The sequence below is a fragment of the Bifidobacterium sp. ESL0825 genome (assembly GCF_052606465.1).
Window position 1 is genome coordinate 420,190 of the sequence record NZ_CP199589.1, and the last position, 23,556, is coordinate 443,745.

Sequence of the window (23,556 nt, forward strand, 5' to 3'; positions counted from 1 at the left end):
TTGCCCCAAGCGCTCTTGGTTGCTGTATGTACAGATATCAGAATGATCATTTGATTGAATTGCTGTTCAAAAGGATGATTAGGCAGTCGTTCGTTCGACACTGGGCTGTCCCTTTTCGAGATTGTGCAAAGCTGCAGCTGAGTGCTTTGCAGAATACACAACGTTGTACCATTCAGATGATCCATAGTTCCAATATGGATGAGAAGCATGGACGACAAAGTCAGAACGAGGGAGTCAGACAGTGACGCAAGGGCAGCAAACTCACAGGAGCAGGGCACAGTTCAGGGTGGATGAGGAGCAGGAGTCCACGCCCATCGACGATCGACTCTTCGGATCTTTCGTGGAGCACCTGGGCCGGGGCATCTATTCGGGCATCTATGAGCCGGGTCATCCGACAGCAGACGAGCAGGGTTTTCGCGGTGACGTCATGAATTTGGTCAAGGAATTGGGCGTGACCATTATCCGATATCCGGGCGGCAACTTCGTCTCAGGCTATCGCTGGGAAGATGGCGTGGGTCCGCGCGAAAGCCGTCCTCGTCGCCTCGACCTGGCCTGGCACTCTAGCGAAAGCAACGAGTTCGGCCTGCATGAGATGAGCAACTGGCTGGACAAGCTGGGTGGCAACGAGCTCATGGAAGCCGTCAACCTAGGCACAAGGGGCATGCAGGAGGCCTTGGATCTGCTCGAATACTGCAATGTGCCATCGGGTACCGAGTTGTCGGAACGGCGGCGTGCCAATGGCCATGATCGCCCCTTCGACATCAGGATGTGGTGCCTGGGCAACGAAATGGACGGCGACTGGCAGATCGGCCACAAGAGTGCACAGGAATACGCCGATCTGGCCAACCGGACGGCTGTGGCCATGCGAATGATCGATCCGGAACTGGATTTGGTTGTATGTGGATCTTCTTCGCACACCATGCCCACTTTCGGTCTCTGGGAGCGTACCGTCCTGGAGCGCTGCTTCGAAAATGTGAACTTCCTCTCATGCCATGCCTATTACGCGCCCAAGGATGGAGACATGGCCAGCTTTCTGGCTTCCGGCGTGGACATGGACAGTTTCATTACCGATGTAGCGGCCATCATCGCCGCCTCGCGTGCCCGGCTGGGCAGTGATCATCAGGTTTTCATCTCCTTCGATGAGTGGAATGTCTGGTACCAGGATGCTCAGGCCAGCAAATCGCCGGAAGGCATCGGCAATTGGCCTCTTGGCGCGCCGCTCTTGGAGGATGTCTATTCTGTGGCAGATGCCGTGGTGGTGGGTGACCTGCTGATCACATTGCTCAGGCATGCTGATGTCGTTCATGCGGCCAGCCTGGCCCAGCTGGTCAACGTCATTGCCCCCATCATGACCGAGCCCGGCGGCCCGGCCTGGAGGCAGACCATTTTCTATCCCTTCGCCCTGACTGCCCGTTATGCGCGGGGTGCCCGTGTACTCAAGAGCGTGCAAAGCGGCGACACCTATGAGACCTCTCGCTATGGTCAGGTGCCCATGACTGATTCTGTGGCCGTTAGAGGTGCCGACGGTTCCCTAAGCGTATTTGCAGTCAACCGTAGTCTTGAGCGTGCCGTTGATTTTAGCATCGTGCTGCCTGAACAGGATCGACATCGGAAGGTGGCGGTCAGCACCCTGCACGAGGATGACCCGTCGGCTCGCAACACCCTTGAACATCAGGAACGGGTCGTCATGCACGCCAGACAAGACTTCAAGATGGAAGAAAATGTCATCAACCTTCAACTGCCTCCCATCTCTTGGACGCTCATTCATTTGGCTTAGAGGGCAAGAAGGCATCTTGGCTGGGAATCCTTTCGAGGACTCTCGAGTAGCGTGTCTTGACAATCCATCTGAGTGTGGACGACTACATATTCGACCACATGCCTCCTATTAGTCCGCAAGGCTTTGGCATCAAGTCCATCATGATGGTGGACGCTCAATCGGGCATCCGTGATGACGGAATGAAGGTGCGATTATGGCCTGTGCGCGTGACCATAAGAAGAAGGGCATCCAGAGGGTTACCGGCCGGATGCCTGACATGCCTTCCGGCTGTCGGCCTCCCTGGTTCCCCAGGTCCCTGCTGGCATTGATGCTGGCCTTGGTCCTGTCGGCCGGAGGGCCTACGGCAACCGTCGCGGCTCAGCCTGCGCCGACCCTGCCTTCGGCTGCAGCTCCGGCGCAGATTGATCGAGTTACCTCATCGACCTCTGCCTGCCGCCGGGGCTGGCTGTGGCCCCTTGAACCTCTGCCTGGCGACAAGGCTGTTCTGCAGGTTATGCGTCCCTTCGATCCTCCGGATCATCCATGGCTGAGCGGTCATCGCGGGATTGATCTGGCAGTGCAACAAGGCAGACGCATCCGGGCCCCAGCAGACGGTGTCATCACTTTCACCGGTTCTGTAGCAGGCAAGGACGTGGTCTCCATTCGTCACGGCAAACTGACCTCCACCTATGAGCCGGCGAAGAGCTCGTTGCCGGAGGGAACCCGGCTGCAGGCAGGCACAGTCTGGGGAAAGGTAGATGGGGTCTCTGACCACTGTGACCAAGATTGCCTGCACTGGGGGCTGAAAGATGGTCATAACCACTATCTGGATCCAGGCGCTAAAGTCGGACGGCATCGCATTCGCCTCAAGCCTCTATAGGAGTGCAGGGGTCCGCCTGCAAGACTCGCGCGTCTGCAGACCAGGTATATCGCAGGCCCGGGGGAGCGGTTAGAATCGTAAAGCATAACGCCGTTTCAGCAGGGAGTAATCATGCAGAACATGCAGCAAGAATTTACGCGTCCGCTTGAGAAGCCCATAGACGCCGATGCCGGTGTCTTCTCCCTGCTTGAGGACAGGGTGAAGCGCCTGGGCGACGATCCTCTGATCGAATACCGGAGCGGACGCGAGTGGAACACGATAACGGCCCGGGAGTTTCGCGACCGTGTGGTCGCGCTGGCCAAGGGGCTTATGGCCCGGGGGGTAGACCGGGGGGATTCAGTGGCTATCGTCTCGCACACCCGATGGGAATGGACTGCCCTGGACATGGCCATCCTGGCTATCGGGGCCGTGACTGTGCCGGTCTACGAGACGGACTCTCCCGATCAGATCCGGCGCATCTTCAACGACTCCCATGTCGGCATGGCCTTTCTGGAGGATGACGACATGAGGGCCCGGGTGGATGCGGTTCGCTCCCAGTGCGCCTATCTGAACGACTTGTATGTGATCACCAGGGGAGCGCTGACCACCATGACCGCCTACGGACGGGCGGTGGATCAGGCAGACTTCCAAGCCCGTGCCGACTCGGTGCAGGGATCCGACTTGGCCACCATCGTCTACACTTCAGGCTCCACGGGCAAGCCCAAGGGCATAGAACTCAGTCATAGCAACATCGTCTTCACCGTTCGTTCGGGTACCCAGGCAGTCCCTGACATCTGCCTTGGTGAGGGCAGACGGCTTCTGCTCTGCCTGCCCCTGGCCCACGCCTTCGCCCGTTGTCTGCAGTTCTTCGCCATCGCCACGGATCTCACTCTGGGGCTTACCGGGTCCATCCGCAATCTGTTGCAGGACATGCAGACCTTCAAACCCACTTTCATCCTGGCTGTGCCGCGGATCTTCGAGAAGATCTACAACGCTGCCTCCCAGCGGGCCGGAACAGGTGCCAGGGGCAGGATTTTCCTGGATGCCGCAGGTGTGGCCAGGCAGTGGTCTCGTCATCAGCAGACAGGAAGCCGGGTTCCCATGTCGCTGAAGACCAAGCACCTCATGTACACGGGCACCGTCTACGATCCCATCCTGGAGGCCTTGGGCGGCCGGGTCCGGTATGCCATTTCGGGCGGAGCCCCCCTGGATAGGGACATTGCGGATTTCTTCAACGGCATAGGTCTGCCCCTGCTGGAGGGCTACGGCATGACTGAGACCATGGGTCCGGTGACGGTCAACCCCACCAAAGGCTACAGGCTGGGCACCATCGGCCTGCCCATGCCCGGCATCACCGTGGGCATCGACCAGGAGGGCCAGCTATGCGTCAAGGGCCCCGATGTTTGCATGGGCTACCACAACCATCCAGAAATCACCACCAGACAGATTCGCGACGGTTGGCTGCTGACCGGCGATCTGGGCAGTCTGGACGAGGACGGGTTCGTTCGGTTGACCGGCCGGCGCAAGGAGATCATCATCACCGCAGGGGGTAAAAACATTTCGCCGTCGCTGCTGGAAACAGCCGTCGAGCGTTCGCCCATTATCAGCCATTGCATGGTCATCGGGGACCGCAGGCCTTTCATCTCGGCCCTGATCACCCTCAATCTCGAGGAGGTCAACAAGTGGTTGGGGGACCAGGGCGCTGAACCCTTGGACGATGCCGCTTCGGCTGGGGAGAACCCCATCATCCGCACGGAGATCGATCGTGCGGTAGACGCGGCCAATGCTCAGGTCTCCCGGGCCGAGGGGATCCGTCGCTATCTGATTCTGGACCAGGACTTCACTCGTGAAAATGGACTGCTCACCGCATCATACAAGCCCCGTCGTCAGGAGGTTCTCAAGCGGTATGAAGACCAGATCGAGCAGAGGATCTATGCTCAAAGACCTGCGTCGGCTGGCTTGATGTAGCCTGTATCAATCAGAGCCGCCTTGAGATTGGAGGCTGAAACCGCAACCAGTGGTCTTGAAAGGCGGCGCAGTTGCTTGCCGTCTTGGTTGACGGTTTGGATCGTATCCATGGCTGGCACCTTGCCCTGGCTGTTGAGTCCGACACAGGCCTTGGCAATATCAGCCGCAAGCCCCAGTCTGTCCTCCAGACCAGTCATCCACTGCCGTCCGTCCACGATTTGAGGGATGTTGTCTACGTAGGCGCCGTATCCACTGATGATGGGCCAGGCAGCGTGGTCGTCCGAAGGTGTGGAATCCTGAGTCCTGCCCGTGCCCTGTGAAGGATCCGCCTGCGACCCCGTCGGATTCTGCGCTGTAGGACTCTGAGCGGGTTTGGGCACGCGCTTCCGGTGCAGATCCTGGCGACCGACCATGGATCCCACAATGCCTGATATTGAGATCTCTGGGTTGACGTCCGCTGAAGAACCCCGATATCCCAGATCCCCGAGCTCAGAGACCACACCGGAAACAATGAAGTCGTTCATGGCCAGAATGCCGTCCACCTCGGTGCGGGTCTTGGCGCCATCGTTCATGGCCAGGCGGGTCGCCAGCTCTTTGCCGGTAGCTGAAGCGTCCTTGCCCGGATCGAAGGCGATCGCCTGCCAGTCCTTCTCGGTGCTGTCTGCCTTCAGGAGCCCCGAGGGGCTGACAGCCCGTCCATCCTTGAAGTAGGGCCCCAGCACCTGCCAGATTCCAGCGAAAGCCTGGGCGGGGAAGGAATGCTGTTCATCCTGATCCTCTTGCTGGTTCTGCTCAGCCTGGCCTGCTTCACCGCCCTTGTCAGCAGGGGATTCATCAGATGACGCATCAGTTGTCCGGTTCGGCAGCAGAATCTCGATGCGGCAGGGGTTGTCCTTGCTGGCCTTGTCCAGCTCCAGCTTGCTGGCCAGCTTGTCCGCCTGCATCTGACCAATGGCCCGTGCATCGGACAATTGCACGAACAGATCCGGCTGGATGCCCGGCACCTGGTTGGCCAGCAGAACCACATGCATGCCGGCGCCCGAAGCCAGACGCAGAGACGAGACCAGACGTGCCCGCGCCTTGTCTTTGGAGTCGGCAACCAGAGACTTGCTGGTATAGTCGCCATACTGGCGGGTAATGGAGTCAGGCGAGGTCATGGGTGCCACCACCAGTGTGGTCGGCTCTGAAGCCTTCCCGGCCTTGCGCTCCGAAAGACGGTTGACCAGGTAATCCTGCAGCTCCTTGCTCTGATCCTCCAGATTTCCGCTGGTGTAGGTGTCGATGTGTTTATCGGAAAGATGCTCCTTGGCCAGTGCTGACTTGAGCTCAGGAACCAGCGCGGCCCACTTGTTGATGGGCGTGTGCTGGGAGAGCGTGATGCCGTCGGAGGGAGTGAAAATGGCCACCCGACCGGGGACATCAGCGGCCGCAGTGGTTCCCTGGCTCTGCGGGGCGCTCGGAGACTGCTGTCCACTGCCCGAGGCCGGACCACCGCAAGCGGCAGCCGAGGCTACCATAGCCAGGCCTGCCAGCAGGGCCAGCAAGCTGGACAAACGCCGTGCAAAGCCGGTCTTCTTCACGTTCGCTCCTTCGTTCCGACAGGGCCTGACTCTGGCCGGGTCCCGAGCAACCATTCTATGGGCTCTCGGGCAGGAGCGTATGAAGGGTCGATGTTTCGCGTACACGGTCCTCGCTGATGGGACAGACAGTGAAGGCGGATCTGAGGAGATCAACCGCCTGCAATAACCGTCCGCAATGGCAAAAGGCGGGTGTTTTTTCTCTGATCTGCTAGTCTGCTTTGGCCGCCTTGTGTCCCTTGGCCTCTGCGGCACCTGAAGACATACGCTCGGCAAGAGCATGGTCCAAGGCGTCCATGAACCCTTCGGTGTCCAGCCAAGGCTGATCAGGACCTACCAGACTGGCAAGATCCTTGGTCATGCGACCGGAGCGAACGGTCTCGATGACCACGGATTCCAGTGTTTGCGCGAACTCGGCCACCTTGGGCGTCTCATCCAGCCGCGCCCGCTGCTTGAGTCCGCCGGTCCAGGCGAAAATGGAGGCGATCGGGTTGGTGGAGGTGGTTTCCCCCTTGAGCCAGCGCCGGTAATGCCTGGTCACGGTCCCATGGGCGGCCTCGGCTTCAACGGTCTGCCCGTCGGCCGTCATCAGCATGGAGGTCATAAGGCCAAGAGACCCGAACCCTTGCGCTATCGCATCGGACTGGACATCGCCGTCGTAGTTCTTGCAGGCCCAGACGTAGCCGCCCTGCCACTTGAGCGAGGAGGCCACCATGTCGTCGATCAGCCGATGCTGGTATGTCAGCCTTTCTTGCTCGAACCGGCTCTGGTATTCCTGCTCGTAGACCTGGGCGAAAATATCCTTGAACCGGCCGTCGTAGGCCTTGAGGATGGTGTTCTTGGTGCTCAGGTAGACCGGATAGTGCCTCTGCAGGGCGTAGTTGAAGCAGGAGCGGGCGAAGTCGCGGATGGAGTCGTCGAGGTTGAACTGTACCTGGGCCACGCCTGGACCAGGGTAGACGGTCACCTCCCGTGTCACCGGGTCGCTCCCGTCTTCAGGAGTGAAGACGACGCTGAGCTTTCCCGGCCCCGGAACGGTGAAATCAGTGGCCTGGTATTGGTCGCCGAAGGCATGTCGGGCCACTACGATGGGCTTGGACCACCCGGGAACCAGCCGGGGGATGTTATCGATGACGATGGGCTCGCGGAAGATGGTTCCGCCAAGAATGTTGCGGATGGTGCCGTTGGGCGACTTCCACATGCGCTTGAGGCCGAATTCCTTCACCCTGGCCTCATCAGGGGTGATAGTGGCGCACTTGACGCCCACATGCTCGCGCTCAATAGCCTGGGCCGCCTGCACGGTGACCTTGTCGTCGGTGGCGTCCCTGTTGCGGATGCCCAGGTCGTAATAGTCCAGGTCCACGTCCAGATAGGGCAGAATCAGCCGTTCCTTGATCATTTTCCAGATGACCCTGGTCATCTCGTCACCGTCGAGCTCGACGATGCGTCCTTTCACGGCGATCTTGTCCATGGCGGCCTCCTATCGGTCGGCGGGTCGGGGGCCGGATCCTGCTCCCGGTGCCGCAGTTGCGCTTGCGAACTGTTCTATCCCAAGTTTGTTACTCTCTGTTCCCAGGCTCGTAACCCGTTCGTAGCACGCCGGAGCGTCATCATGAGGCGCTAGGCTGGCAGACATGACACAGGATATCGAAATCGGTCTCGGCAAGAAGGCCACGGTGGCCTACACGCTCGATGATGTCTCCATACTCCCCTCCAGAAGGACCCGGGATCCCCAGGATGTCTCCACAGCCTGGCAGGTGGATGCCTACGAGTTTGACCTGCCCTTGCTGGCGGCGCCCATGGACTCGGTGACCAGCCCTGAGACGGCCATTGCTCTGGGACGATTGGGTGGACTGGGCGTGCTGGACCTGGAGGGGCTGTGGACCAGATACGAGGATCCGCGCCCCCAGCTGGACCGGATAGCCCATGCCTCGCCGGAGCAGGCGACCGGGGTCATTCAGGAGGCCTACCGGGAACCGGTCAAGGCGGAGCTGATCACCCGCCGTCTGCAGGAGATTCGCAAGGCCGGGGTCACGGTGGCCGGAGCCCTGTCCCCTCAGCGCACCCAGGAGTTCTATGCCACGGTGGTCGATGCGGGCGTGGACCTCTTCGTGATCCGAGGAACGGCGGTCTCGGCCGAACACGTCTCCACCAGCCATGAGCCTTTGAATTTGAAGAAGTTCATCTACGACCTGGACGTGCCGGTCATCGTCGGCGGGGCCGCCACCTACCAGGCTGCCCTGCATCTGATGCGCACCGGTGCTGCCGGGGTGCTGGTCGGATTCGGCGGGGGAGCATCCTCCACTGACTCCGCCACCGTCGGAATTCAAGCCCCGATGGCCACGGCCATCTCGGATGTAGCCGAGGCGCGTCGTGACTACTTGGACGAGTCCGGTGGACGCTACGTTCAGGTCATCGCCGACGGGGAGACTGGCACCTCGGGTTCCTTTGTCAAGGCCTTGGCCATGGGGGCCGACGCGGTCATGCTGGGCACGCCACTGGCCAAGGCCACGGAGGCTCCCGGCCAGGGCATGCATTGGGGGGCCGAGGCCCATCATCCTGAACTGCCAAGGGGTCGCAGGGTCCAGGTAGGTCAGGTGGGGAGCTTGGAGCGCATACTCTTCGGCCCCAGCGACCGTACCGACGGCAGTCTGAATCTGATCGGGGCACTTCGCCGGGCCATGGCTTCCACCGGTTATGTGGATGTCAAGAACTTCCAGAAGTGCCGTGTGGCAGTGACCCCCGCCCCTCGCTGCTGAGCAGAATAAGGCATTCACGGTCCAGTTATCCACAATCCGCATCAAGGCCGGTTCAGGTTGACCACATTCCTGAACCGGCCTTTACAATTCCTCGGTGCATTCCTACTCTGGACGTAATCGCTGTCGTTGCGTCGGTTGCCCAGTGCGCCTCGCCGGCATGGGAGGGGGGACAAGCACATCGGAGTGCGAGGAGAGAAGTATGACGGAGTATATGGATCTGGCGCCGGTCTGGGATCACGATCGAGCAACCGAGGAGTCGACAGGGCAGGAGATCGGCGGCTGGTGGCCGTCAACCTGTACGCAGGTGCCGCTGGGACTTGGCGACATCAATCTGACCGTGCGAACGGTCAACTTCATCCGGCCGGGGGATGCTGCCGGGCATGAGGGTCTGTCTGCGGATCTCAAACGTATTCTTGTCAATCTGTGCGCCTTGGCATCCAGGGTCTTCGATGTGTTGCGGGGCCGTTTGCCTATGAAGAGCCTGGACCGTGTGCTCAACCGCGTCTGCATGGAGCGATTGGCCCTGCTGGCCCAGTTGCTGCGGGATCGGCATCTGGGCATGGTCCGCACAGCGGATCACGTCGGCATGACATACCTGCCGCTGATTCCTAAACTGGTCGAGCTCTACCGCGTAGACCGTGACCGGTACGAAACCACCATCGGATTTCTGGTCGGCGAGCGCACAGTGCTGACCAACCTGATCGTCGCCAGAAGCGGTTCGCGCTGGGTTTGCGTCCGCTTCGACATGGGTTAGGCGGCGGCTTTGGCGGGGTGACCCATATGATGGTGGGTATGTTGCGTGAATATACGGTCGAGCTTCAACACCCGACGACGGACAAGGACACCATCTATTCACTCCTGGCAAAACGCACCGCCCGCGATCCTGAGGAGCTGGTTGCCCAGTGGCAGGATCCCATGACCAGAAACTGGCACGATGTCAAGGCAGGGCAGATGTCCGCACGGGTACGCGCCGTGGCCAAGGGCTTGATGGCCCTGGGCGTGGAAAAGGGCAGTACCGTGGTCATCTACGCCTCCACCAGTTACGACTGGGGGGTCACAGACTTCGCCTGCGCTGCCATCGGGGCGGTCTCTGTGCCCATCTATGAGACCGACTCGCCCAACCAGGCCCAGAAGATCGTCCAGGACGTGGACTGTGTCCTGGCCTTTGCCGGCGACTCTGAGCACGCGCAGATCCTGGAGCAGGTCCGGGGGTCCTCGCCCAAGCTTAAGTACGTCTTCAATTTCGAAGCCGGGGGCTTGAACGCAGTCAGTGAATTCGGCCAGGGGATAGAAGACGAGCGCCTGGATCAGGCCATCGCCCAAGTCAAGGCCGACGATCTGGCCACCATCGTCTACACTTCGGGCTCAACTGGGGAGCCCAAGGGCGCCATGCTCTCCAACCGGAACTTCGTCCACATCGTCTTCGTGGGCTGGGATGTGCTCTACCACATGCTGGCAGCGCCCTCCCGCCTGATGCTCTTCCTGCCCCTGGCCCACTGCTTCGCCCGCTACATCCAGTATGTGGCCATCGGCGCCCAGGGCGTGGTCGGATACGTTTCCAACGCCAAGCACCTGCTGACCGATCTGCGCACCTTCCGGCCCACCTATCTGCTGGGCGTGCCACGCGTCTTCGAGAAGGTCTACAACGCCGCCTCGCAAAAGGCCGGCACCGGCATGGCCGGCAAGGTCTTCGCCAAGGCCACCAAGCACTTCATCAAGTGGTCCAAGGACGAGCAGGAGGGGCACGGTCATTCGTTGTTTACCCGCCTGGCCCACGCTTTCTATACCAAGACCGTCGGCAATACGATCGAGTCCGCCCTGGGCTCCAACTTGAGCTACCTGGCCTGCGGCGGCGCGCCCATGAATGCCGACCTGGCCCATTTCTTCAACGGGATCGACGGGATCACCTTCATTCAGGGCTACGGGATGACCGAGACGGCAGCACCCTGCATCGTCAACTTCGAGGACGCCAATGAGGTAGGGTCGGTCGGCCGCCCTGGTTCGGGCATCACGGTCAGGCTGAGCGACGACGATGAGCTCCTGGTCAAGGGCCCCAGCGTCTTCATGGGCTATTACCACCAGCCCGAGCTTGATTCCACCGTGCTCGATAAGGACGGCTGGCTGCACACCGGAGATCTGGCCCAGATCGACGACCAGGGCTTCGTCTTCATCACTGGCCGCAAGAAGGACGTCATCATCACCGCCGGCGGCAAGAACGTGAGCCCGGCGCCTTTGGAGGATGTCATCAGCACCTGCCCCATAGTCTCCCAGGCCGTGGTCGTGGGCGACGGCAGGCCCTTTGTGGGCGCCCTGGTCACCCTGGATGCCGGGATGCTGAAGTCCTGGCTGACCTCCCAGGGCCTGGACGCTGACATGAGCATGGAGCAGGCCAGCCATAACGAGGCCATCCATGCTTTCATCCAGCAGTATGTGGACAAGGCCAACTGCAACGTCTCGCGGGCCGAGTCGGTGCGCAAGTTCCTGGTGCTGGACAAGGACTTCAGCCAGGAGGACGGCACCCTGACCCCCAGCCTGAAGGTCGTGCGCCCCGAGGTGCTCCGCCAGTATGCCGAACTCGTGGACAAGGTCCTCTATGCCCCCAGGACGCCGGCCAAGCCGGCCGCCAAGGAGAACGACATCGTCAGCAGGGCTCGGACCACCATGAGCGACTCCCTGGCCAGCATGACCGGACGCATGCGTGATGTCCGCCAGGAGGAGGAAGCGGCACCAGAGGATGTGAAGGACGGCCGCGACGGCCGGGATGACGAGGAGTAAGCAGTGGCGATTCGTACAATCAGAGTGGTTCCAGATCCGGTTTTGCGCACCCCCTGCGATCCAGTGACCAGCATCACCCCGGCTGTGCGCAGTCTGGTGCGTGACCTGGTGGACACTGTTGACGACCCGGGCCGGGCCGGCCTGTCGGCCAACCAGATCGGCGTGGGCCTGCGTGTCTTCTCGTACAATATCGGCGGCAAGGTGGGCTACATCATCAATCCGGTCATCGACAAGACCTCCGGCGAGCAGTATGGCGAGGAGGGATGCCTGTCCCTGCCCAACCTCTGGTATCCGACCAGGCGGGCCGACTACGCCCGAGCCCACGGCATCGACTTGGACGGCAAGACGGTGACTCTTGAAGGCCATGGCATCATGGGGCGGATGATCCAGCACGAGTGCGACCACCTGGACGGCCATGTCTATGTGGATCGGCTGGAGAGCGACGTTCGCCGCAAGGCCATGCAGCAGCTCAGATCAGCCAGGTAGGCAGAGGGCGAACGCGATGCCCGAGGTCATTGGCCTCGGGTATCATGGTAATTCGGCGTGTCATTGCGCAGGTCTGCTGTCACGGGCGGGCAAGCGCGCCAAGAGTATTCCCGAACGCACGCCGCAAATTCGCGCCATGTCCGCGACGTCCTGTGTCGGTCGGCTCCTCGGAGTTGCACGCAGGTGCACATGGCCAGGCAATAACCGACAATGAAAGGTACGGACATGGCACAGATCACCATGAGCGAAATGCTGAAGGCCGGCGTCCACTTCGGACACCAGACCCGTCGTTGGAACCCCAAGATGAAGCAGTACATTTTGATGGAGCGCAACGGCATCCACATCATCAACCTCTTCAAGTCGCTCGGTCTGATCGACAAGGCCTATGACTTCATCAAGCAGACCGTGGCCCACAACGGCACCGTGCTCTTCGTGGGGACCAAGAAGCAGGCCCAGGAGGCCATCAAGGCCCAGGCCACCCGGGTGAACATGCCCTACGTCTCCGAGCGCTGGCTGGGCGGCATGCTGACCAACTTCCAGACCGTGACCAAGCGGGTCGGCCGCTTGAAGGAACTGGAGGAGATGGACTTCGACGACGTGCACGGCTCGGGGCTGACCAAGAAGGAGCTCCTGCTCCTGCGGCGCGAGAAGGACAAGCTGGAGCGCCAGCTGGGCGGCATCCGCAACATGAACCGCACCCCTTCGGCCCTGTTCGTGGTCGACATCAACAAGGAGGCCCTGGCGGTCTCCGAGGCCAACAAGCTGGGCATTCCGGTGGTGGCCCTGGTGGACACCAACACGGATCCTGAGCTCGTCACCTACCCCATTCCGGCCAACGACGATGCCATTCGCGGCGTCGAGCTGCTGACCAGGCTGATGGCCGATGCCGTGGCCGACGGTCTGCTGGAGCGCTCCGGCAAGGCCGCCAAGACCGAGGAGGCCTCCGACCAGCCCATGGCCGAGTGGGAGAAGAACCTGCTGGAGAACAAGGATGGACAGCCGCAGGAGCAGGCCCAGGAGACCGCCCAGGCTCCCCAGGCCGAGCAGCCTGCGCAACCGCAGCAGGAGACCCCCGCTGCTGATCAGGCCGCCTGAAATCTGGCGTCTAGATAGGAGAGTTTCATGGCAAAAATCACCGCTGCACTGATCAAGGAGCTGCGTGATCAGACCGGCGCCGGCATGATGGACGTCAAGAAGGCCCTGACCGAGGCTGAGGGCGATATGGCCCGCGCCAAGGAGATCATCCGCGCCACCGGCATCCAGGCCGCAGGCGCCCGCGAGGGCCGCAAGGCTCAGGAGGGCCTGATAGCCTCCACCGTCGTCGAGGGCGGACAGGGCCAGATCGGCTATGCCGTCGAGCTCAACTCTGAGACCGACTTCGTGGCCAAGACCCCTCAGTTCATCGAGTTCGGCCAGGAGGTCATCGGCGACGTGGCCAAGGCTGATGCCTCCAACACCGAGCAGGTCGATGCCGCTCCATCCAAGTCGGGCACCGTCAAGGAGAACGTTGAGGAGGCCGGCGCGCTCTTCCATGAGCACGTCAAGGTCGGCCAGGTGGCCCGGGTCGAAGGTCCCCGTGTGGAGATCTACGCCCACCGCAAGTCCGTGGAGATGCCCCCCTCCATCGTGGCCATGATCGCCACTGACGAGGCCGGCGCCCAGGTGGCTCATGAGGTGGCCCTGCAGATCTCCGCCATGAGCCCCAAGTGGCTCAGCCGCGAGGATGTGCCCGCCGACGTGGTGGAGTCCGAGCGCCGCGTGGCCACCGAGAAGTCCCAGGCCGAAGGCAAGCCCGAGAAGATCATTCCCAAGATCGTCGAGGGGCGCCTGAACGCCTTCTTCAAGGAGACCGTCCTGCTGGAGCAGCAGTACGTCAAGGACACCTCCAAGACCATTGGCGACCTCTTCAAGCAGGCTGGCGGCAAGGCTCTGGCCTTCGCCCGTCTCGAGGTCGGCAAGGGCGACGAGGAGTAGTCGGTAGTCCAGCAATGTCTTGGGTCGTCTCGTCCGATCCTGTCTGAGGGATAGACAGACGGCCGGCATTGATAATGACTGATGATAGGGGAGTGGCTTTCGTGGCCGCTCCCCTTCTTTCGTCCTGGGCCTATCACCTCAGCCTGCTCAAGGAGGGGTTGTCGCCCAGCCTCGATACCCTATTAGCGGCGTATTCCGCCCGTCATCATGTCTGGAGAAAGGGTTTTTATGACCGGATCCGATTCAGCGCAAAACCCAGCATCGCCTCGTCGTGTGCTGCTCAAGCTCTCCGGGGAGGCCTTCGGGGGAGGCGAGGTCGGCATCGACGTTCAGGTGGTCAAGCGGGTGGCCAAGGAGATCGTCCAGGCGGTGCAGAGCGGCGTTCAGGTGGCCATCGTGGTAGGCGGCGGCAACTTCTTCCGCGGAGCCGAGCTCAGCCAGGCCGGAATCGAACGCTCGCGCGGCGACTACATGGGCATGCTGGGCACGGTCATGAACTGCCTGGCCCTGCAGGACTTCCTGGAGCAGGATGGGCAGGCCACCAGGGTGCAGACAGCCATCACCATGGGCCAGGTTGCCGAGCCCTACATCCCGCTCAAGGCCATCCGTCACCTGGAGAAGGGACGCGTGGTCATCTTCGGCGCCGGATCCGGCATGCCGTACTTCTCAACCGACACCGTCTCCATCCAGCGGGCCCTGGAGATTCATTGCGTCGAAGTCCTCATGGGCAAGAACGGCGTGGACGGCGTGTACACGGCTGATCCCAACAAGCAGGCTTCTGCGCGCATGTTCACCAATCTGAGCTACCAGCGGGCCTTGGTGGACAATCTGGCCGTCATGGACGCGGCAGCGCTGTCCATGGCCAGGGACAACGACATGCCGATCCGCGTCTTCGGACTGGAGGGTGAAGGCAACGTGACCGGAGCGCTCAAGGGCCAGCGCCTGGGCACCTTGGTCCACGGCGGTTCTGATCGTACCCTGTGACCGGCTGCGGGCACACCCCGCGCCGCTTGGCCCCTGTGGCCCCATGGCCGTAGAGTATAAGAATGACGGACCTCGCGCGCACAGGCGGATGGTCCATACAGCAAGGAGCAGATCATGACCACAGTGGTGGACCAGGCCGGAAGGCAGATGGACAAGAGCATCGAGGCGACCAAGGAGAACTTCTCGGGAATCAGGACCGGGCGTGCCAACCCCTCCTTCCTCAACGACATCATGGTGGAGTATTACGGCACACCCACCCCCATCAAGTCCTTGGCATCCATCGGCGTCCCGGAGCCCCGTACGCTGGCTGTCACCCCCTTCGACCCCTCCCAGGCAGGCGCGGTCGAGAAGGCCATCCGCGATTCGGACCTGGGCGTCAACCCCAGCCGTGACGGCAACGTCATCAGGGTCACCATGCCCGAGCTGACCGAGGAACGCCGCCGGGACTATGTCAAGCTGGCCAAGACCAAGGCCGAGGAGGGCAAGGTGGCCGTCCGCAACATCCGGCGCAAGGTCAAGGAGGAGCTGGAGTCCAAGGTCAAGGATGGCGACCTGGGCGAGGATGAGGGCAACCGGCTGCAGAAGGAGCTGGAGACCGTCACCAAGCAGAAGAACGACATGATCGACCAGCTCCTGGATGCCAAGGAGAAGGAGATCCTCGAGGTCTGATCCGCCTGGGGAGGATCCACACTTCATGAGTACTAAGGAAAGCTCCGCCGAGAAGGCGGGTCAGGATGCCGTCGCAACCCTGAACAAGCGAACCGGGCGCAACATGCCGCAGGCGGTGGCCACTGGCGCGCTTCTGGTGGTCATCATCCTGGCCTGCATCCTGGTGCGCATCGACGCATTCATCTACCTGATCGTGATTTTCATGACCCTGGGGCTCTGGGAGCTCAGGGTGGACTTTGCCACGGCGGGCCTGCATATACCGGTGGTCGAGCTCTGGATCTGCTCGGCGGCCACCATGCTGGCCTCTTTCTATGCGCCGGACCATGTCGCGGTTATGACCGCCGGAGTTCTGGTCACTGCTCTGGTCGGGGCTCTTGCGGCCACCCGCAACCATCGCCTGGGCGGTCGTCTGGCCAAGGCGGTGAATGCCAAGCTCTCGGGCAAGGATGCGCAGACCATGGCCGACGCCTCCTACGGTGCTGCAGAGCAGGGGAGCCGGTCCAGCAGCCTGGCCAATGTGGGCGTCACCCTCCTGACCGTTGTCTACATCACTCTCCTGGCCTGTCTGATAACCCTGCCCACCACCTTCGGCGGGCATCCTGCAGCTCATGCCTTCATGGTGATTTTCCTGCCCGCCTTAAGCGACATCGGCGGACTTCTTTTTGGTTCGCTCTTCGGCAAGCACAAGATTTCGCCCCGCATCTCGCCCGGCAAGTCCTTGGAAGGTCTGGCCGGCTCCATGCTCTGCTGTCTGGTTGGTGCTTTGGTCATCTTCGCGGCCACCTATCCCATGGCGGATTGGGGAAGGATCTGGTGGGTCGCTCTGCTCATGGGCATCATGGTCGGAGCCACAGGCACCCTAGGGGATCTGAGCGCATCCTTGATCAAACGCGATCTGGGGATCAAGGACATGGGCCACCTGCTCAAGGGCCACGGCGGGGTGCTGGACAGGGTGGATTCCATCCTCATGTCCGCGCCCTTCATCACACTGGTTCTTTTGATTACCGGCCTGTGACCGGGATTGATGGTCGGATGACTGATACGGGATGAGGTAGAGGTATGACAGATGTCGACATGACTGGTGCCGAGCCTGAAACCGGCATCACCCCTGGTGGCAAGAATGGCGCCTTCAGGGACGTTCTGGCGGCCGACCATGCCCGTCGAGGCAAGCCGCCGCGTCACTTTACGGACATGGACCTAGAGGAGCGTCAGGAGGTCTGCGCTCAACTGGGTCTGCCGAAATTCCGGGCCTCGCAGCTGGCCAACCATTACTTCAACCATCTGTCCACCAATCCGGACGACTTCACGGATCTTCCTGCGGCCAGCCGCCAGGATGCCGCACACCGCTTCTTTCCTGAACTGATAACCCCGGTCACCGTCCAGAAGGCAGATCAGGGGACGACCATCAAAACCCTCTGGGAGCTCTTCGACGGGTCCAGGATCGAGTCTGTGCTCATGCGCTACCCTTCCAGAGCCACCCTCTGCATTTCCAGCCAAGTCGGCTGCGGCATGGGCTGCCCCTTCTGCGCCACAGGTCAGCTTGGATTGACCCGGAACATGTCGACTGGTGAGATTCTGGAACAGGTAAGGGCCGCATCCCGGATGATGAGGTCCGGACAGGTCGCCGGAGGCCCGGGGCGCCTAAGCAACATCGTCTTCATGGGTATGGGCGAGCCCATGGGCAACTACCGGGCCGTCCTGTCCGCAGTCAGGCAGATCAGCGCCCTGCCGCCCAAGGGATTCGGCATCTCGGCCAGGAACATCACCGTCTCCACGGTCGGCGTGGTGCCCGGCATCCGCAAGCTGACCAGAGAGGGGGTCCCGGTCCGTCTGGCCGTCTCCCTCCATGCCCCCAGCGACAAGCTGCGCGACGAGCTGGTTCCCATGAACCGGCGCTTCAACACCACCCAGGTCCTGGACGCGGCCCACGACTACTACCTGGCCAGCGGCAGACGGGTCAGCATCGAGTACGCCCTGATGCGCGGCATCAACGACCAGGCCGAGCACGCCCGCCTTCTGGCCAAGCGCCTCAACCACTACGGGGACGACTGGGCGCATGTCAACCCCATACCCCTGAATCCGATTGAGGGGTCTCGCTGGACGGCCTCCAAGCCCGAGGACGAGCAGCGCTTCCTGGACATCCTCCACAAGGCCGGCATCACTGCAACCATGAGGGACACCCGCGGATCGGACATCGACGGCGCCTGCGGGCAGCTGGCTGCAAAAGCCGTCAAGCTCCAGGCCTAATCCGGTATTCTGCAATCAACATGCCATAGTGTGGACATGCCATGGTCTTCGGGCACTACAGAAGCTAATGTCGTGACTCAAACAAATCGGTTCAGGCAGGAAGGCGGGTCGCATGACGGTAGCGGTTCGTGTCATTCCCTGTCTTGATGTCGACCAGGGCCGTGTGGTCAAAGGCGTCCACTTCAAGAATCTGCGCGATGCAGGCGACCCGGTCGAACTGGCTTCCGTCTACTACCAACAGGGCGCCGACGAACTGACCTTTCTGGATGTGACTGCCTCTGGAAGCGGGCGAGCCACCATGGTGGACCTGGTCAAGAGCACTGCCGACCAGATCTTCATTCCATTGACTGTCGGCGGAGGCGTGCGCACCCCGCAGGATGTCGACACCCTCCTGCGGTCAGGGGCCGACAAGGTCGGCATCAACACGGCAGCCATTGCCAATCCGCAGGTCATCGGCGACATCGCTCAGCGGTTCGGTCGCCAGGTCCTGGTGCTCTCGGTCGATGCCCGCCGATCCGATGCCCAGGGCATTACCTCAGGATATGAGGTGACCACCATGGGCGGCCGCCAGTCCACCGGCATCGATGCCATCGACTGGGTCAAGCAGGCCCAAGAACTCGGAGCCGGCGAGATCCTCCTCAACTCCATGGATGCAGACGGCACTCGTCAGGGATTCGATCTGGAAATGATCGCCGACGTGCGCAAGGCCGTATCCCTTCCCCTTATCGCCAGCGGTGGCGCAGGCAAGACCGCCGATTTTCCTCCAGCTGTCAAGGCCGGGGCCGATGCGGTCCTGGCGGCTTCCGTCTTCCATTTCGACCAGGTGTCCATCAAGGATGTCAAGCAGGCGCTCCATGCGGCCGGGTATCCGGTTCGATGGCAGGCCTGAACCAATCCCGCAGATAATTCGACACCGCATGCTGCATGGCATTTGCTGGCCATGTTGGCAGCCATCGTGAAACTATACCCATACCATAAACAATCAACCGACAAGGATGTGTCGGACAAATCAGGAGAATGAGGATCAATGTCACAGTCTTCGAGGGACCAGGAAGCACGTTTGGATCCGAGCATAGCGGCCAGGCTGAAGAAGGATGCCAAGGGACTTGTGGCCGCTGTGGTCCAACAGTATGACAGCCGTGAGGTGCTCATGGTCGGATACATGGATGAGGAGGCCTTGAGACGGACCCTGACCACGGGAAGGGTCACCTTCTGGTCCCGCTCCAGGCAGGAATACTGGCGCAAGGGAGACACCTCCGGGCATGTCCAATACGTCAAGGCAGTCAGCATCGACTGCGACGGGGACGCCTTGCTTATCGAAGTCGACCAGGTGGGGGCGGCCTGCCACACCGGACACAGGTCGTGTTTTGAAGCCGGAGGACCCTTGCCAGCGGTGCAGGGCAACCGCACGCAGGCGCAAATGCAGAGCCAGGAAGGGTAGTCCAATGCGGAAAGACGCTAAGGTTGTGACAGGGAACACACAGGAAACTGGAGGGAAGGGCTCTATGACCGTCTTGGATGAACTGGTGGCCGGCGCCGTGGAGGATGCAAGGAGCCGGGTGCAACAGATTCCCTTGGAAAGTCTCAAGCAACAGGTCAGGAGCATGAAGCGCAAACCTCTGGATGCTGCGCGACTGCTCAGGGAGAGCGTCGGCATTCCGATCATCGCGGAAATCAAGCGAGCCTCGCCCTCCAAGGGGTACCTTGCCGACATCAAAAATCCCGCCGCCCTGGCCCGGCAGTATGCAAACGGGGGTGCCTCGGCCATATCGGTCCTGACCGAGGGCAGACGCTTCCTGGGATCCTTGGAGGATCTGCGGCAGGTCAGACAGGCCGTGGGTATTCCCGTGCTCAACAAGAACTTCATCGTCTCCGACTACCAGGTCTGGGAGTCCAGGGCCAATGGGGCCGATATGATCCTGCTGATTGTGGCGGCCTTGGATGACACGCGTCTCAAGCACCTGCTCGACCTGGCCGGGAGCCTGGGCATGACCGCCCTGGTCGAGACCCATGATCGCCAGGAGATCGAGCGGGCCATTGCGGCCGGCGCCAGGGTGATCGGCATCAACGCCCGGAATCTTAAGGACCTGAGCGTTGACGTTGACCAGTATGCCCGCCTGGCCTCCAACCTGCCCAAGGATGTGGTCAAGGTGGCCGAGTCTGGAGTGTTCGGCACGGTCGAGCTGGAGCGGTACGCCCGGGCCGGGGCCGATGCGGTCCTGATAGGAGAAGGTCTGGTCACCTCACAGGACCAGGAGGGTACCGTCCGCTTGCTGGTTCAGGCTGGTCACCGCTTCAAGGCCGCCGAGGCCAGGCCCCTCTCAACCCATGACGGTCCCTATTTCGGCCCCTATGGCGGACGTTTCGTCCCTGAGGCCCTGGTGGGCGCCCTCGACGAGCTGGAGCGTGTCTACAAGGAGGCCAAGGCCGATCCGGCCTTCCGCGAGGAACTGAACAGACTCAACCGGGTCTATGTGGGGCGTCCTTCGGCCCTGACGCCGGCGCCTCGGTTCGCCAAGCTGATCGGCGATCGGGTCGGCGGTCAGGTCAGGGTCTTCCTGAAAAGGGAGGATCTGAACCACACGGGCGCCCACAAGATCAACAACGCCCTGGGTCAGGGGCTCCTGGTCAAGCGCATGGGCAAGACCCGGGTCATCGCGGAGACCGGCGCCGGCCAGCACGGCGTGGCCACGGCCACGGTCTGTGCCCTCCTGGGCTTCAAGTGCCGAATCTACATGGGGCAGATAGACGCCCGCAGACAGGCCCTGAACGTGGCCAGGATGCGAATGCTGGGAGCCGAAGTCGTCGAGGTGACCACCGGGACCAGGATCCTCAAGGATGCCATCAATGAGGCTCTGCGCGACTGGGTGACCAACGTGGAGACCACCCATTACCTGTTGGGCACGGTCGCCGGCCCCCACCCCTTCCCGACCATCGTCAGGGACTTCCAGAAGATCATCGGCGAAGAGGCATCCGCACAACTTTCCGCATACGGCATCGACCATCCTGACGGGGTTGTGGCCTGCGTCGGCGGAGGCTCCAACGCCATCGGCATCATGAACACCTTCCTGGACGATCCCCGGGTCTCCCTTTATGCATATGAGGCCGGCGGGGACGGGCCCAAGTCGGGCAAGCACGCCATCCGCCTGTCGCCCGGCACCGGTCAGATCGGCGTCTTCCAAGGAACCAAGTCCTATCTCTTGGAGGACGACCAGGGCCAGACCATGGACACCTACTCCATCTCCGCCGGCCTGGATTACGCCTCAGTGGGGCCTGAGCATGCCTGGCTGCACGACATGGGCCGGGTCAAGTATGACTACGCAACCGACAAGGAGGCCATGCAGGCTTTCAGCGACCTGTGCCGGACCGAGGGCATCATCCCCGCCCTGGAGTCCTCGCACGCCTTGGCTGGAGCCAGCAAGGCGGCCACCGACCTTTTGCGCAAGGGAATCAGAAATCCTGTCATTCTGATCAACATCTCGGGCAGGGGCGACAAGGATGTGGCCACGGCGGGCAGATGGTTCGGCTACCTGTCCGAGCAGGAGGCCAGCGCTCTGGAAGCCCAGGCCGGGCACAGCAGAAGCGATCAAGCAGAAGAGGAGGCCCGATGATGGTCAACCAGCAATGGCAATGGCAGAAAGCGCCCGTCCAGCCTGTCCAACCCCAGCCTGTCCAGCCCCAGCCTGTCCAGCCCAAGGGGATCAGCCGCGCGGCCAGCCCGGTAGCTACTACACTGCAGGCCCTCCGCCAGCAGGGCAGGCCGGCCTTCATCGGCTACTTCCCCTACGGATTCCCCGACGTGCCCACATCCTTGGAGGCCATGCGGGTCATGGTGAAAAGCGGGGTCGACATCGTCGAGATCGGGCTGCCCTACAGCGACCCGGTCATGGATGGCCCGGTCATCCAGGCGGCCAGCAAGTGTGCCATCGACAATGGCGTCAAGGTCGAGGGTGTCTTCGACGCGGTCCGCCAGGTCCAGGCGGACGGTGCCAGGGCTCTGGTCATGAGCTACTGGAATCTGATCATGCATCACGGAGTGGCAGACTTTGCTCAGCGCATGGCCGAGGCCGGCGGGTCCGGGCTGGTCACCCCGGATCTGATCGTCGACGAATCCGGGGAATGGATAGAGCAGTCGGACCGGTATGGTCTTGACCGGGTCTATCTGGTCTCGCCCGACTCCACTGATGCACGTCTGCAGATCACCTCCCGTGCAGCCAGGGGCTTCGTCTATGCGACCTCCCGGATGGGCGTGACCGGCGAACGCACCAGCATGTCCAACTCGGCCCAGAACCTGGTGGCGAGAGTCAGGCAGGCTGGGGCCCCCTATGTGTGCGTGGGCATCGGGGTGTCGACCGCCCAGCAGGCCTCACAGGTCGGCGCCTACGCGGACGGGGTCATCGTCGGCTCGGCCCTGGTCCACTGTCTTCTGGATGACGAGGGCAGGCCGCGGAAGGACCGTAGAAAGGCACTGGAGTCCCTGGCTGAGGTTTGCTCCGACCTGCGTTGGGGCATCTCACAGGCCAGGAAGTGAATGGGGCTGTAAGGCCCAGGGGCTAGATTGGGGCTTTATGACGCTTGCCTACATTCCATCGCCGGGAATATCCAGCTTCCATCTGGGGCCGGTCACCATCCGGTTCTACGCGCTGACCATGCTTCTGGCCATCATCGTGGCCGCCTGGATCACGGCCAGGCGCTGGAAGAAGGAGGGCGGCCGGACCGACCAGATTCTGGACATCGCCATCTGCGCGGTACCGGCCGGCATCGTCGGCGCAAGGCTCTACCACGTCATCACCACCCCTGAGCGGTATTTCGGAGCTGATGGCAACCCAGCGGACATTCTGCGCATCTGGCGTGGCGGTCTGGGCATCTGGGGTGCAGTCCTCCTGGGAGCACTGGCAGCCTGGGCCTGGTGCCGCCACAAGAATTACCCGACCGCCCTGCTGGCCGACAGCGTGGCTCCTGCCCTTCTGGTGGCTCAGGCCATCGGGCGGCTGGGCAACTGGTTCAACCAGGAGCTTTACGGGGCCCCCACCACGCTGCCCTGGGGGCTGAAGATCGACGCGGCAGGTTCCGCCATCGGCAGCAGCGAACAGTGCTATGACGGGGCCACCTGCCCGACCGGCACCCTCTTCCAACCCACATTCCTCTATGAGATGATCTGGAACCTGATCGGCGCGGCCCTCCTGGTCTGGATCGGCCACAAGGCCGTGAACGTGCTCAAGGCCGGCTCCCTCTTCGCCCTCTATGTCATGTGGTACACCCTGGGGCGCACCTGGATCGAAGCCCTGCGCATCGACTTCGCCCATGAATTCCTGGGAGTCAGGGTCAACGTCTGGGTGTCCATGACGGTCTTCTTCCTGGCGGCCGCAGCCTTCGTCCTCATAGCGCGCAAGGGCAAGCCGACCTCCCTGCTCTCAGAAAAGCTGAGGACCATCACCGAACTCGAGGTGCGTCAGGAATCCGAGGCCCGGAGCAAGTAGGACAGGGGTCATCTATCCAAGG

At 61.9% G+C, this 23,556-nt stretch carries 20 protein-coding genes; 18 read left to right on the plus strand and 2 right to left on the minus strand.

Features of this window, described 5'->3' with window-relative positions; all coding sequences use genetic code 11:
- The first annotated feature begins 241 nt into the window (after window positions 1-241).
- The 3 genes from arfA to ACUIAG_RS01830 all read left to right on the plus strand — a co-directional run bounded on the left by arfA (window position 242) and on the right by ACUIAG_RS01830 (window position 4,583).
- Entirely contained in the window at window positions 242-1,777 is a 1,536-nt protein-coding gene (gene arfA / locus ACUIAG_RS01820) for an arabinosylfuranosidase ArfA (RefSeq protein WP_445339975.1), read from the plus strand.
- Window positions 1,778-1,970: 193 nt separating this feature from the next.
- Window positions 1,971-2,636: a M23 family metallopeptidase gene (locus tag ACUIAG_RS01825; protein ID WP_445339976.1), complete on the plus strand. Its 666-nt coding sequence runs from the start codon at window positions 1,971-1,973 to the stop codon at window positions 2,634-2,636.
- A gap of 120 nt (window positions 2,637-2,756) precedes the next feature.
- Window positions 2,757-4,583 carry an AMP-dependent synthetase/ligase gene (locus ACUIAG_RS01830; RefSeq protein ID WP_445340350.1) on the plus strand — a complete coding sequence of 609 codons (1,827 nt, stop codon included), beginning with the start codon at window positions 2,757-2,759 and terminating at the stop codon, window positions 4,581-4,583.
- Here ACUIAG_RS01830 and ACUIAG_RS01835 read toward each other — a convergent pair.
- Window positions 4,553-6,100, minus strand: coding sequence for a hypothetical protein (locus ACUIAG_RS01835; RefSeq protein ID WP_445340351.1), 1,548 nt, complete (start codon window positions 6,098-6,100; stop codon window positions 4,553-4,555). The two genes, ACUIAG_RS01830 and ACUIAG_RS01835, sit on opposite strands and share 31 nt — an antisense overlap.
- 271 nt (window positions 6,101-6,371) lie before the next feature.
- Entirely contained in the window at window positions 6,372-7,631 is a 1,260-nt protein-coding gene (locus ACUIAG_RS01840; RefSeq protein ID WP_445339977.1) for an NADP-dependent isocitrate dehydrogenase, read from the minus strand.
- A 163-nt stretch (window positions 7,632-7,794) separates the two neighbouring features.
- Between ACUIAG_RS01840 and ACUIAG_RS01845 the strand changes: the two genes are divergently transcribed.
- From ACUIAG_RS01845 to lgt, 15 genes are all read left to right on the plus strand, one after another.
- Window positions 7,795-8,919, plus strand: a complete 1,125-nt coding sequence (locus ACUIAG_RS01845; protein WP_445339978.1) for a GuaB3 family IMP dehydrogenase-related protein — start codon at window positions 7,795-7,797, stop codon at window positions 8,917-8,919.
- A 199-nt stretch (window positions 8,920-9,118) separates the two neighbouring features.
- Window positions 9,119-9,673, plus strand: a complete 555-nt coding sequence (locus ACUIAG_RS01850; RefSeq protein WP_445339979.1) for a hypothetical protein — start codon at window positions 9,119-9,121, stop codon at window positions 9,671-9,673.
- A 38-nt stretch (window positions 9,674-9,711) separates the two neighbouring features.
- The gene (locus ACUIAG_RS01855) at window positions 9,712-11,694 is read left to right on the plus strand and encodes an AMP-dependent synthetase/ligase (RefSeq protein WP_445339980.1); all 1,983 of its coding nucleotides are present in this window, start codon (window positions 9,712-9,714) and stop codon (window positions 11,692-11,694) included.
- A gap of 3 nt (window positions 11,695-11,697) precedes the next feature.
- The gene (locus ACUIAG_RS01860; protein WP_015021747.1) at window positions 11,698-12,180 is read left to right on the plus strand and encodes a peptide deformylase; all 483 of its coding nucleotides are present in this window, start codon (window positions 11,698-11,700) and stop codon (window positions 12,178-12,180) included.
- 225 nt (window positions 12,181-12,405) lie between these two features.
- The gene (gene rpsB, locus ACUIAG_RS01865; RefSeq protein WP_306222108.1) at window positions 12,406-13,275 is read left to right on the plus strand and encodes a 30S ribosomal protein S2; all 870 of its coding nucleotides are present in this window, start codon (window positions 12,406-12,408) and stop codon (window positions 13,273-13,275) included.
- A gap of 27 nt (window positions 13,276-13,302) precedes the next feature.
- Window positions 13,303-14,154 carry a translation elongation factor Ts gene (gene tsf / locus ACUIAG_RS01870; RefSeq protein ID WP_445339981.1) on the plus strand — a complete coding sequence of 284 codons (852 nt, stop codon included), beginning with the start codon at window positions 13,303-13,305 and terminating at the stop codon, window positions 14,152-14,154.
- Between the two features lie 228 nt (window positions 14,155-14,382).
- Window positions 14,383-15,138: a UMP kinase gene (pyrH, locus tag ACUIAG_RS01875; protein ID WP_045924362.1), complete on the plus strand. Its 756-nt coding sequence runs from the start codon at window positions 14,383-14,385 to the stop codon at window positions 15,136-15,138.
- Between the two features lie 114 nt (window positions 15,139-15,252).
- On the plus strand, window positions 15,253-15,807 hold the full coding sequence (gene frr, locus ACUIAG_RS01880; protein ID WP_045924363.1) for a ribosome recycling factor: 555 nt from the start codon (window positions 15,253-15,255) through the stop codon (window positions 15,805-15,807).
- 25 nt (window positions 15,808-15,832) lie between these two features.
- Entirely contained in the window at window positions 15,833-16,822 is a 990-nt protein-coding gene (locus ACUIAG_RS01885; RefSeq protein ID WP_045924364.1) for a phosphatidate cytidylyltransferase, read from the plus strand.
- A 44-nt stretch (window positions 16,823-16,866) separates the two neighbouring features.
- Window positions 16,867-18,054 (plus strand): 23S rRNA (adenine(2503)-C(2))-methyltransferase RlmN, encoded by a 1,188-nt coding sequence (gene rlmN, locus ACUIAG_RS01890; RefSeq protein ID WP_445339982.1) that lies wholly within the window; start codon window positions 16,867-16,869, stop codon window positions 18,052-18,054.
- A 112-nt stretch (window positions 18,055-18,166) separates the two neighbouring features.
- Window positions 18,167-18,943, plus strand: a complete 777-nt coding sequence (gene hisF / locus ACUIAG_RS01895) for an imidazole glycerol phosphate synthase subunit HisF (RefSeq protein ID WP_445339983.1) — start codon at window positions 18,167-18,169, stop codon at window positions 18,941-18,943.
- A 138-nt stretch (window positions 18,944-19,081) separates the two neighbouring features.
- Window positions 19,082-19,495: a phosphoribosyl-AMP cyclohydrolase gene (hisI, locus tag ACUIAG_RS01900; RefSeq protein WP_445339984.1), complete on the plus strand. Its 414-nt coding sequence runs from the start codon at window positions 19,082-19,084 to the stop codon at window positions 19,493-19,495.
- A gap of 64 nt (window positions 19,496-19,559) precedes the next feature.
- Complete coding sequence (trpB, locus tag ACUIAG_RS01905) at window positions 19,560-21,665, plus strand: tryptophan synthase subunit beta (protein WP_445339985.1); 2,106 nt, start codon at window positions 19,560-19,562, stop codon at window positions 21,663-21,665.
- Window positions 21,665-22,585: a tryptophan synthase subunit alpha gene (trpA, locus tag ACUIAG_RS01910; protein WP_445339986.1), complete on the plus strand. Its 921-nt coding sequence runs from the start codon at window positions 21,665-21,667 to the stop codon at window positions 22,583-22,585. The genes trpB and trpA overlap by 1 nt, the downstream gene beginning before the upstream one ends.
- A 37-nt stretch (window positions 22,586-22,622) precedes the next feature.
- Window positions 22,623-23,534, plus strand: coding sequence for a prolipoprotein diacylglyceryl transferase (gene lgt, locus ACUIAG_RS01915; RefSeq protein ID WP_313842018.1), 912 nt, complete (start codon window positions 22,623-22,625; stop codon window positions 23,532-23,534).
- The last annotated feature ends 22 nt before the right edge of the window (window positions 23,535-23,556 follow it).

Bases quoted from the DNA above. Each gene is read 5' to 3' on its own strand.
- ACUIAG_RS01825 (WP_445339976.1), top strand. From the start codon at position 1,971: ATGGCCTGTGCGCGTGACCATAAGAAGAAGGGCATCCAGAGGGTTACC.
- ACUIAG_RS01830 (WP_445340350.1), top strand. From the start codon at position 2,757: ATGCAGCAAGAATTTACGCGTCCGCTTGAGAAGCCCATAGACGCCGAT.
- ACUIAG_RS01835 (WP_445340351.1), bottom strand. From the start codon at position 6,100: ATGGTAGCCTCGGCTGCCGCTTGCGGTGGTCCGGCCTCGGGCAGTGGA.
- ACUIAG_RS01840 (WP_445339977.1), bottom strand. From the start codon at position 7,631: ATGGACAAGATCGCCGTGAAAGGACGCATCGTCGAGCTCGACGGTGAC.
- ACUIAG_RS01845 (WP_445339978.1), top strand. From the start codon at position 7,795: ATGACACAGGATATCGAAATCGGTCTCGGCAAGAAGGCCACGGTGGCC.
- ACUIAG_RS01850 (WP_445339979.1), top strand. From the start codon at position 9,119: ATGACGGAGTATATGGATCTGGCGCCGGTCTGGGATCACGATCGAGCA.
- ACUIAG_RS01855 (WP_445339980.1), top strand. From the start codon at position 9,712: ATGTTGCGTGAATATACGGTCGAGCTTCAACACCCGACGACGGACAAG.
- rpsB (WP_306222108.1), top strand. From the start codon at position 12,406: ATGGCACAGATCACCATGAGCGAAATGCTGAAGGCCGGCGTCCACTTC.
- tsf (WP_445339981.1), top strand. From the start codon at position 13,303: ATGGCAAAAATCACCGCTGCACTGATCAAGGAGCTGCGTGATCAGACC.
- pyrH (WP_045924362.1), top strand. From the start codon at position 14,383: ATGACCGGATCCGATTCAGCGCAAAACCCAGCATCGCCTCGTCGTGTG.
- frr (WP_045924363.1), top strand. From the start codon at position 15,253: ATGACCACAGTGGTGGACCAGGCCGGAAGGCAGATGGACAAGAGCATC.
- ACUIAG_RS01885 (WP_045924364.1), top strand. From the start codon at position 15,833: ATGAGTACTAAGGAAAGCTCCGCCGAGAAGGCGGGTCAGGATGCCGTC.
- rlmN (WP_445339982.1), top strand. From the start codon at position 16,867: ATGACAGATGTCGACATGACTGGTGCCGAGCCTGAAACCGGCATCACC.
- hisF (WP_445339983.1), top strand. From the start codon at position 18,167: ATGACGGTAGCGGTTCGTGTCATTCCCTGTCTTGATGTCGACCAGGGC.
- hisI (WP_445339984.1), top strand. From the start codon at position 19,082: ATGTCACAGTCTTCGAGGGACCAGGAAGCACGTTTGGATCCGAGCATA.
- trpB (WP_445339985.1), top strand. From the start codon at position 19,560: ATGACCGTCTTGGATGAACTGGTGGCCGGCGCCGTGGAGGATGCAAGG.
- trpA (WP_445339986.1), top strand. From the start codon at position 21,665: ATGGTCAACCAGCAATGGCAATGGCAGAAAGCGCCCGTCCAGCCTGTC.
- lgt (WP_313842018.1), top strand. From the start codon at position 22,623: ATGACGCTTGCCTACATTCCATCGCCGGGAATATCCAGCTTCCATCTG.